Consider the following 8939-nt stretch of genomic DNA (forward strand, 5'->3'; position numbering starts at 1 on the left):
ATGACGTCATGGATTGATAGTATGATTAAGGTCAGCGCGCTAGGCTCTCGTCATAGAAAAACATTCGACGATGTAATGACGGAGCCGCCAAAATCTGGAATTAAATGGGATGATGTTGTTGCACTCATTAAAGCGGTGGGTGGAACAATAAAAAATAACAATGGTTCCAGAAGGAAATTTCAGATTGGTACGACCAAATTCAGTACTCATGAGCCACATCCAAAGAATGTGATGGATAAAGGCGCAGTAACAGGTCTTAAGGAGTGGTTTGTTAACTGTGTAGGGGTAGATTATGAATAAAGCATCAAACATTATCACCATTAAAGGTCAACCGGCTGCAGTAACATTTGAAGCCGATATCAACGCATTTCGCGGCAAATTCCTCAATGTAAATGGTTATTGCGACTTTGTGGCGACAAGCATTGAGGCATTGTACCGGGAAGGTGAAAGTGCGCTGGATGAGTGGATGGCGGATTGTGAAGAGGACGGCATTGCCCCTTTTCGTGAAGAAGAAGAGCAAAAACGCCTGACGCTTCGTGTTCCTCATCACATCGATTCACGGCTGACCATTGTCGCCAGACAACATTCCATTTCAAAAAATCAGCTTATTGTTGATGTATTAGAACGTGAGTTTTCATCCCAGATGTAAACAGGTCGGATGCCATATGGCATCCGATTTTTTGCCTGATCGTCAGTATTCTCCATTTACAAAATCGTCTCTTCCGTCAAAATCCGCCGCGCGCCCAAAAAATGGTTCTGCCAGAAAGGTTCGGCTAACCGGCTTACCCGAATGGTTTCGCCGGTACGTGGCGACTCGATAAATTGCCCATCGCCCAGATACACGCCCATATGATCGGCTATCTCGCGGCTGTGGATATGGAAAAACAGCAAATCTCCCCGGCGCAAATCGTTGTTCGCCACAATCGTTGCCCGATGGTAGTGATACATCTCATTGGCCGTGCGCGGGAGCTTCGCCTCAAGGATCTTGTTGTAGGCATAAAAAACCAACCCGCTACAGTCGAAGCCTTGATCGGGCCGCGTGCCGCCCCAGACGTAAGGCTTGCCAAGCTGCTGCTCCAGGCGGTGAATCGCCACTTCGGTGATGTTATGCAGGTGATCGCTGCTTAAAAAGTGGTTGTTTTCCGCCAGCGCCTGCCAGCGTCTGTCACTCGCCTTGAGCGGCGCAGGAAACCATTCTGGATGCTGTTTTATCTGCTCCCGGTTGTGCTGGCGTAGCGCCCTTCTGCTTTCGGCATTGCCTTCCACAATATAGCTGGCCTGTTTTTTCAGATGGGTTTGGTACTGTTTTAATAAACGCGCACGGTTTTGCATCCGCTGGCGGGCGGCGTAGCTGAAAGAGATATGTGATGTGGTGGCGCTGGCAAGTAAAGGAAGCAAAAGGGACAAAGAAAACACGCCCAGGCGCAGCAATCTGTCGTGAGAGAACAAATACATGGAGGATATAAACCGGCTGAATGAAGATGAGAATATTAGAGGAAAGGAAGGAGAGGCGGGATTATTAATTGCTTATTTGCATATTACTATCGAGGTTTCATAACCTTAGGAAATAAGAAATAAACCGCTTTACATGCGCTTTTCGGACTTTTGAAAATCGCCACTTATGCTAAATTTGTAAACCCAGCGCCGACAGACTTGCGTAAAACTCTTTTGGTGATAATGTGAGCCTTCCAAATCCAGACTATTCCGATTTGGGATCTATTTTGCCGTCCTGGCGTGTGTAACCGTTTTATCAAGGAATAAGCAGTATGCGTAAAATCGCATTAATTCTTGCGATGTTGTTGATCCCGTGCGTTTCATTCGCCGGTTTGCTGGGCAGCAGTAGCTCTACCACGCCAGTGAGCAAAGAGTATAAGCAGCAGTTGATGGGATCCCCTGTCTACATCCAGATCTTCAAGGAAGAACGTACGCTCGATCTCTACGTCAAAATGGGCGAGCAATATCAACTGCTCGACAGTTATAAAATCTGTAAATATTCCGGCGGGTTAGGACCCAAACAGCGTCAGGGCGATTTTAAAAGTCCGGAAGGGTTTTATAGCGTTCAGCGTAATCAGTTAAAACCAGACAGCCGTTACTACAAAGCGATTAATATTGGTTTCCCCAATGCCTATGACCGTGCGCATGGTTATGAAGGGAAATACCTGATGATCCACGGCGATTGTGTTTCCATCGGCTGCTACGCAATGACCAATCAGGGTATTGATGAGATCTTCCAGTTCGTTACTGGCGCGCTGGTATTTGGTCAGCCGAGCGTGCAGGTGAGTATTTACCCGTTCCGCATGACCGACGCTAATATGAAGCGCCATAAATATTCCAACTTTAAGGACTTCTGGGAGCAACTGAAGCCAGGCTATGACTACTTTGAACAGACCCGTAAGCCACCGACCGTTTCTGTGGTCAATGGTCGTTACGTGGTCAGCAAGCCGTTGAGCCACGAAGTGGTGCAACCACAGCTGGCATCAAACTACACGCTCCCCGAGGCAAAATAAGCGCCATTCGCCTGGCATAATCTTTTGCCAGGTTTCATTGCCCGTCAGCGGCTGTGTCGCAATCACCGTGACCACATCATTCGGTGTGGTCTGCGAGCTGAAGTCGATTTCCACATCCTGATCCAGCAACGTTGCCACGCCAAACGGCGCGCGGCGGGTGATCCAGTGTAAATTAGTCGAGCAATACGCCATTACATAGCGCCCATCCGAAAGCAGCATGTTGAAAACGCCCTTCTGCCGCAGTTCGTCCGCCAGTGAGGCGATATATTTAAACACTGCTGCCATGTTGCCCGGCGTGCGCGGGTAACGCTGCGTTAATTTATGCAGCAGCCAGCAGAAGGCTTTTTCGCTGTCGGTTTCACCTACTGGGCGGAAGTTGCCAGTTTCCAGTGATTTGTAGCCCGTCAGTTGCCCGTTATGGGCGTACGTCCAGTTGCGTCCCCATAACTCGCGGGTAAACGGGTGAGTATTTTCCAGCGCCACCTCGCCCCGATTGGCCTGGCGAATATGAGCCACCACCGAACAGGATTTTATCGGATAGTCCTGGACCAGTTTGGCGATGGGGGAATTAAAGCTGGGTTGTGGATCTTTAAATGTGCGACAGCCTTTACCTTCGTAAAAGGTGATTCCCCAGCCATCTTTATGTGGCCCGGTTCCACCACCACGCTGCACAAGCCCGGTGAAACTAAAGCAGATATCGGTAGGGACGTTGGCGCTCATCCCGAGCAATTCGCACATCGGTAACCTCCACAACAGCGGGAGCACATGGCCCCCGGCGAAGATTGATTTAAGAATTTTCAGGTCGGATGCGGCGTAAACGCCTTATCCGACCTACGCCAGACTTACTTAACCATCTCTTTTTCAATCAACTGGATCAGGATATGGATCACTTTAATGTGGATCTCCTGAATGCGGTCGGCATAACCAAAGTGCGGAACGCGAATTTCGATATCCGCCGTGCCAGCCATTTTACCGCCGTCTTTACCGGTCAGGGTGATCACTTTCATCCCCTTCTCACGCGCAGCTGCGATCGCTTTGATCACGTTTGCTGAGTTACCGGAGGTGGAGATCCCCAGCAGCACATCGCCTTCGCGTCCTACTGCTTCAACGTAGCGGGAGAAAATATCGTTGAAACCAAAATCGTTGCCAACACAGGTGATGTGGCTGACATCTGAAATGGCAATCGCCGGATAGCCCGGACGGTTTTCACGGTAGCGACCGGTCAGTTCTTCTGCAAAGTGCATGGCGTCGCAATGGGAGCCGCCGTTGCCACAGGAAAGCACCTTGCCACCGGCTTTAAAGCTGTCTGCTAACAGGACCGCCGCGCGCTGAATGGCGTGAATATTGGCGTCATCTTTTAAAAAGTTAGCCAGCGTTTCCGCCGCTTCGTTCAGTTCGTTACGAATAAGATCCTGGTACATGAGGATATCCTTCAGCATAAATGAATTAGACAAAATGCAGTGTACCGGATACCACCAAAAGCGAGAAGACCAGCGCAGTGGAATGACCAGGACTTTTTGACCCGAAGTGCGGATAAAAACAGCAACAATGTGAGCTTCGTTGTAATTATATTGTAAACGCATTGCTAAATTTTTTTACATCCACTACAACCATATCATCACAAGTGGTCGGACCTCCTACAAGTAAGGGGCTTTTCGTTATGATGATTTTGAGTATTCTCGCTACGGTTGTCCTGCTCGGCGCGTTGTTCTATCACCGCGTGAGCTTATTTATCAGCAGTCTGATTTTGCTCGCCTGGACAGCCGCCCTCGGCGTTGCTGGTCTGTGGTCGGCGTGGGTACTGGTGCCTCTGGCCATTATCCTTGTGCCGTTTAACTTTGCACCTATGCGTAAGTCGATGATTTCCGCGCCGGTATTTCGCGGTTTCCGTAAAGTGATGCCGCCAATGTCGCGCACTGAGAAAGAAGCGATCGACGCAGGCACCACATGGTGGGAAGGCGATTTGTTCCAGGGCAAGCCGGACTGGAAAAAGCTGCATAACTATCCGCAGCCGCGCCTGACTGCCGAAGAGCAAGCGTTTCTCGACGGCCCGGTAGAAGAAGCCTGCCGGATGGCGAATGATTTCCAGATTACCCATGAACTGGCGGATCTGCCGCCGGAGCTATGGGCGTATCTGAAAGAGCATCGTTTCTTCGCGATGATCATCAAAAAAGAGTACGGCGGACTGGAGTTCTCAGCTTATGCCCAGTCTCGCGTGCTGCAAAAACTCTCCGGCGTGAGCGGGATCCTGGCGATTACCGTCGGCGTGCCGAACTCATTAGGCCCGGGCGAGCTGCTGCAACATTACGGCACTGACGAGCAGAAAAATCACTATCTGCCGCGTCTGGCGCGTGGTCAGGAGATCCCTTGCTTTGCACTGACCAGCCCGGAAGCGGGTTCCGATGCGGGCGCGATTCCGGACACCGGGATTGTCTGCATGGGTGAGTGGCAGGGCCAGCAGGTGCTGGGGATGCGTCTGACCTGGAACAAACGCTACATTACGCTGGCACCGATTGCGACCGTGCTTGGTCTGGCGTTTAAACTCTCCGACCCGGAAAAACTGCTGGGTGGCGCAGAAGATTTAGGTATTACCTGTGCGCTGATCCCGACCACCACGCCGGGCGTGGAAATTGGTCGTCGCCACTTCCCGCTGAACGTACCGTTCCAGAACGGACCGACGCGCGGTAAAGATGTCTTCGTACCGATCGATTACATTATCGGCGGGCCGAAAATGGCCGGGCAAGGCTGGCGGATGCTGGTGGAGTGTCTCTCGGTAGGCCGCGGCATCACCCTGCCTTCCAATTCAACCGGCGGCGTGAAATCAGTAGCGCTGGCAACGGGCGCGTATGCGCACATCCGCCGTCAGTTCAAAATCTCTATTGGTAAGATGGAAGGGATTGAAGAGCCGCTGGCGCGTATTGCCGGTAATGCCTACGTGATGGATGCTGCGGCGTCGCTGATTACCTACGGCATTATGCTCGGTGAAAAACCTGCCGTGCTGTCGGCTATCGTCAAGTATCACTGTACCCACCGCGGGCAGCAGTCGATTATTGATGCGATGGATATTACCGGCGGTAAAGGCATTATGCTCGGGCAGAGCAACTTCCTGGCCCGTGCTTACCAGGGCGCACCGATTGCCATCACCGTTGAAGGGGCTAACATTCTGACCCGCAGCATGATGATCTTCGGTCAGGGGGCGATTCGTTGCCATCCGTACGTGCTGGAAGAGATGGAAGCAGCGAAGAACAATGACGTTAACGCGTTCGATAAACTGCTGTTCAAACATATCGGTCACGTCGGTAGCAACAAAGTTCGCAGCTTCTGGCTGGGCCTGACGCGCGGTTTAACCAGCAGCACGCCAACCGGCGATGCCACTAAACGCTACTATCAACACCTGAACCGCCTGAGCGCCAACCTCGCCCTGCTTTCTGATGTCTCGATGGCGGTGCTGGGTGGCAGCCTGAAACGTCGCGAGCGCATCTCGGCACGTCTGGGGGATATTTTAAGCCAGCTTTACCTCGCCTCTGCCGTTCTGAAGCGTTATGACGACGAAGGCCGTAATGAAGCCGACCTGCCGCTGGTGCACTGGGGCGTACAAGATGCGCTGTATCAGGCTGAACAGGCGATGGATGATTTACTGCAAAACTTCCCGAACCGCGTGGTTGCCGGGCTGCTGAATGTGGTGATCTTCCCGACCGGACGTCATTATCTGGCACCTTCTGACAAGCTGGATCATAAGGTGGCGAAGATTTTACAAGTGCCGAACGCCACCCGTTCCCGCATTGGGCGCGGTCAGTACCTGACGCCGAGCGAGCATAACCCGGTTGGCTTGCTGGAAGAAGCGCTGGTGGATGTGATTGCCGCCGACCCGATTCATCAGCGGATCTGTAAAGAGCTGGGTAAAAATCTGCCGTTTACCCGTCTGGATGAACTGGCGCACAACGCGCTGGCGAAGGGGCTGATTGATAAAGATGAAGCCGCCATTCTGGTGAAAGCGGAAGAAAGCCGTCTGCGCAGTATTAACGTTGATGACTTTGAGCCGGAAGAGCTGGCGACGAAGCCGGTAAAGTTACCGGAGAAAGTGCGGAAAGTTGAAGCCGCGTAATTGAATAACGGAGCCGAAAGGCTCCGTTTCTTTATCCGCTAATTATTTAAAATTAAAGCCATCCGGATGGTTTTCCAGGCTGCCGGTCAACGCCGCGAACAGCACCGTTTTACCATCAATCGAAAGCGCATCGTTCACATTCAGCCAGGTGAGTTTCTCTTGCGACGTTTTCTCATCAATAGTCGAGAACAGCCCCGTCATCTGATTAGATTTCTCGGACCACATCACAGCGATACGTTGCGAGCCACAGTCATGCGGTTTGCACGCGCTCATCACCTGATACGTCTCATCTCCCAATGTCACGGTTTGTGCGGGAGTATAAGTACCGCCTTTCACCACCCAGGCAGGCAGCTTATGCCCTTGCACCATCTGATTAAACGCAGCTTTGGTGGTTTCGCCCTTTGCCAGGCTGCTAATAGTTAAATCATCCTGCGCCATTGCACTGGTGGCGATGACCAGAGCGGCGACTGTCGTTATTGCCTTAAACATCATTCCTCCCGAGCTTATCCTGCCCATGTTATTAACCTCCTAAAGCCTGGCGATAACACGATAATTTGCAAATCAGATATTTCCAATATCAGCATTTGTTATCAATTTATTCCGCAGTAAGGTAATAGCCTGATAAGGTGTTAAAGTTATAAAACCCTTCGCATAAAGGAGTTGTACACCGTGCCTGGTTTGAAGATTACGCTTTTGCAGCAACCGTTGGTGTGGATGGATGGTCCTGCCAACCTGCGCCATTTTGATCGTCAACTGGAAGGTATTACCGGGCGCGATGTGATCGTTCTACCGGAGATGTTTACCAGCGGCTTTGCCATGGAAGCGGCAGCTTCGTCGCTAGCACAAGGTGACGTAGTGAACTGGATGACAGCCAAAGCGCAGCAGTGCAATGCGCTGATTGCAGGCAGTGTTGCATTACAAACGGAGTCTGGTTCGGTTAATCGATTTTTGCTGGTTGAGCCTGACGGCAAGGTGCATTTTTATGACAAGCGTCATCTGTTCCGAATGGCAGATGAGCATCTGCATTATAAAGCGGGCAATGCGCGAGTGATTGTGGAATGGCGCGGCTGGCGTATTTTACCGCTGGTGTGCTACGACTTACGTTTTCCGGTGTGGTCGCGCAATCTCAACGATTATGACCTCGCCATCTACGTTGCCAACTGGCCTGCACCGCGCTCTCTGCACTGGCAGGCATTGCTAACAGCCCGCGCGATTGAGAATCAGGCGTATGTAGCGGGATGTAATCGCGTCGGCAGCGATGGCAACGGCTGCCATTATCGCGGTGACAGTCGGGTGATTAATCCACAAGGCGAGATTATCGCTACTGCCGACGCGCATCAGGCAACGCGCATTGATGCGGAGCTATCGATGATGGCATTGCGGGAATATAGAGAAAAGTTTCCGGCATGGCGGGATGCGGATGAGTTTAGGTTGTGGTGAGTGGGGGTTGTGTTTAGGGCCGGGGAGAGTCGGGGTAAGATTATGAAAGCCCCTGCAAGCAGCTAACTGAGGTAGTTAATGATGGCTGAACACGATATTACGCCAGAAGTCACCATTTCCAAAACATAGCGCCACTGTTCGGTAAGTTATCTGCCCAACCGCAGCAACACGCCGGTAATCAAAATCAGCGCCAAATGGCTGAGGAAAGCGGGATTTGGGAGCGACACGGGCGTTACCGTGAAGATCTCGGAGGGTTGCCTGATCCTGCTTGCAGATAACAATGAAGTACAGGTACTGCGCAGGGAGCTTTATCTGGTTAAACAGGCAGTTAAGGGGATGCGTGACGGAATGTTTAGTGTGCTGAACGAAAGCTAAATAATAAAAAGCCGGGAAGATTTAATTTCTTACCAGGCGTTATTACTATTTAACTAATCTTTTTAAATAAATAACAACATCATGTTCTAACAAATGATTGAAGATATTATTAAAAGTACATAGATGCTCATATTCACTCTTTGTTATAACAAGGTCATTTTCGCAGATATAATCACATAATATTTCAAAAGCTAATGGCTCTTCCCCAAAATCGATGTAACTCAGCGCATAATTCAGTTCATCTTCAGAAAGTCTGTCATGAAAATTTTCACCAAATTCTTTTAACTCGATACCAGTAGCAGTAGCAGTAGCAGTAGCAGTAGCAGTAGCAGTAGTCATCATTTTGCGCCCGGTAAAGGTGGAATCGGTCCACTATCAGGAAATGCAGTAACTATTCAGGGCAAGATTACGAAAGGCTGCTCCCCGCAAGGACTGACGCCAGGTAGTTTCTGTCCATGGCTGCTTTTCGCATCTTACGTCTTAACCCTGCCTTGAATACCTTATCATTCGTC

Annotated in this window: 11 protein-coding genes and 1 pseudogene; 6 read left to right on the top strand and 6 right to left on the bottom strand. The window is 50.8% G+C overall.

Annotated features, from left to right (window positions below):
• The first annotated feature begins 21 nt into the window (after positions 1–21).
• Both FEK50_RS19235 and FEK50_RS19240 read left to right on the top strand, forming a co-directional pair.
• Positions 22–300 carry a type II toxin-antitoxin system HicA family toxin gene (locus tag FEK50_RS19235; protein ID WP_130209691.1) on the top strand — a complete coding sequence of 93 codons (279 nt, stop codon included), beginning with the start codon at positions 22–24 and terminating at the stop codon, positions 298–300.
• Entirely contained in the window at positions 293–649 is a 357-nt protein-coding gene (locus tag FEK50_RS19240; RefSeq protein ID WP_130209693.1) for a type II toxin-antitoxin system HicB family antitoxin, read from the top strand. Before FEK50_RS19235 ends, FEK50_RS19240 begins: the two co-directional genes overlap by 8 nt.
• Positions 650–705: 56 nt before the next feature.
• Here the strand turns inward: FEK50_RS19240 and FEK50_RS19245 are convergent, their stop codons facing one another.
• Positions 706–1455: a C40 family peptidase gene (locus FEK50_RS19245; protein ID WP_131161652.1), complete on the bottom strand. Its 750-nt coding sequence runs from the start codon at positions 1453–1455 to the stop codon at positions 706–708.
• Positions 1456–1766: 311 nt separating this feature from the next.
• Here FEK50_RS19245 and dpaA point away from each other — a divergent pair, with 311 nt between their 5' ends.
• Positions 1767–2507 carry a peptidoglycan meso-diaminopimelic acid protein amidase gene (gene dpaA, locus FEK50_RS19250; protein ID WP_001225679.1) on the top strand — a complete coding sequence of 247 codons (741 nt, stop codon included), beginning with the start codon at positions 1767–1769 and terminating at the stop codon, positions 2505–2507.
• Here the strand turns inward: dpaA and FEK50_RS19255 are convergent.
• Complete coding sequence (locus FEK50_RS19255) at positions 2478–3245, bottom strand: class II glutamine amidotransferase (RefSeq protein ID WP_000333380.1); 768 nt, start codon at positions 3243–3245, stop codon at positions 2478–2480. The genes dpaA and FEK50_RS19255 overlap by 30 nt on opposite strands.
• Positions 3246–3349: 104 nt before the next feature.
• On the bottom strand, positions 3350–3928 hold the full coding sequence (gene lpcA / locus FEK50_RS19260) for a D-sedoheptulose 7-phosphate isomerase (RefSeq protein WP_016159301.1): 579 nt from the start codon (positions 3926–3928) through the stop codon (positions 3350–3352).
• A 239-nt stretch (positions 3929–4167) separates the two neighbouring features.
• Between lpcA and fadE the strand changes: the two genes are divergently transcribed.
• The gene (gene fadE / locus FEK50_RS19265) at positions 4168–6612 is read left to right on the top strand and encodes an acyl-CoA dehydrogenase FadE (RefSeq protein WP_105278660.1); all 2445 of its coding nucleotides are present in this window, start codon (positions 4168–4170) and stop codon (positions 6610–6612) included.
• A gap of 42 nt (positions 6613–6654) precedes the next feature.
• On the opposite strand, the gene ivy is transcribed toward fadE, so the two are convergent.
• On the bottom strand, positions 6655–7101 hold the full coding sequence (ivy, locus tag FEK50_RS19270; protein WP_205712940.1) for an Ivy family C-type lysozyme inhibitor: 447 nt from the start codon (positions 7099–7101) through the stop codon (positions 6655–6657).
• Positions 7102–7281: 180 nt separating this feature from the next.
• Between ivy and yafV the strand changes: the two genes are divergently transcribed.
• Together yafV and FEK50_RS19280 are read left to right on the top strand one after the other, a co-directional pair.
• Positions 7282–8052: a 2-oxoglutaramate amidase gene (gene yafV, locus FEK50_RS19275; RefSeq protein WP_131161654.1), complete on the top strand. Its 771-nt coding sequence runs from the start codon at positions 7282–7284 to the stop codon at positions 8050–8052.
• 81 nt (positions 8053–8133) lie between these two features.
• Positions 8134–8427, top strand: a pseudogene (locus tag FEK50_RS19280) (SymE family type I addiction module toxin).
• Between the two features lie 45 nt (positions 8428–8472).
• Here FEK50_RS19280 and FEK50_RS19285 read toward each other — a convergent pair.
• Together FEK50_RS19285 and FEK50_RS24585 are read right to left on the bottom strand one after the other, a co-directional pair.
• Entirely contained in the window at positions 8473–8769 is a 297-nt protein-coding gene (locus FEK50_RS19285; RefSeq protein WP_240782269.1) for a MafI family immunity protein, read from the bottom strand.
• Between the two features lie 64 nt (positions 8770–8833).
• Positions 8834–8939: hypothetical protein (locus tag FEK50_RS24585; protein WP_240783264.1), on the bottom strand; the 106-nt coding region annotated here is incomplete at its 5' end.

Source organism: Escherichia sp. E2586 (genome assembly GCF_005781105.1).
Taxonomy (GTDB): Bacteria; Pseudomonadota; Gammaproteobacteria; order Enterobacterales; family Enterobacteriaceae; genus Escherichia.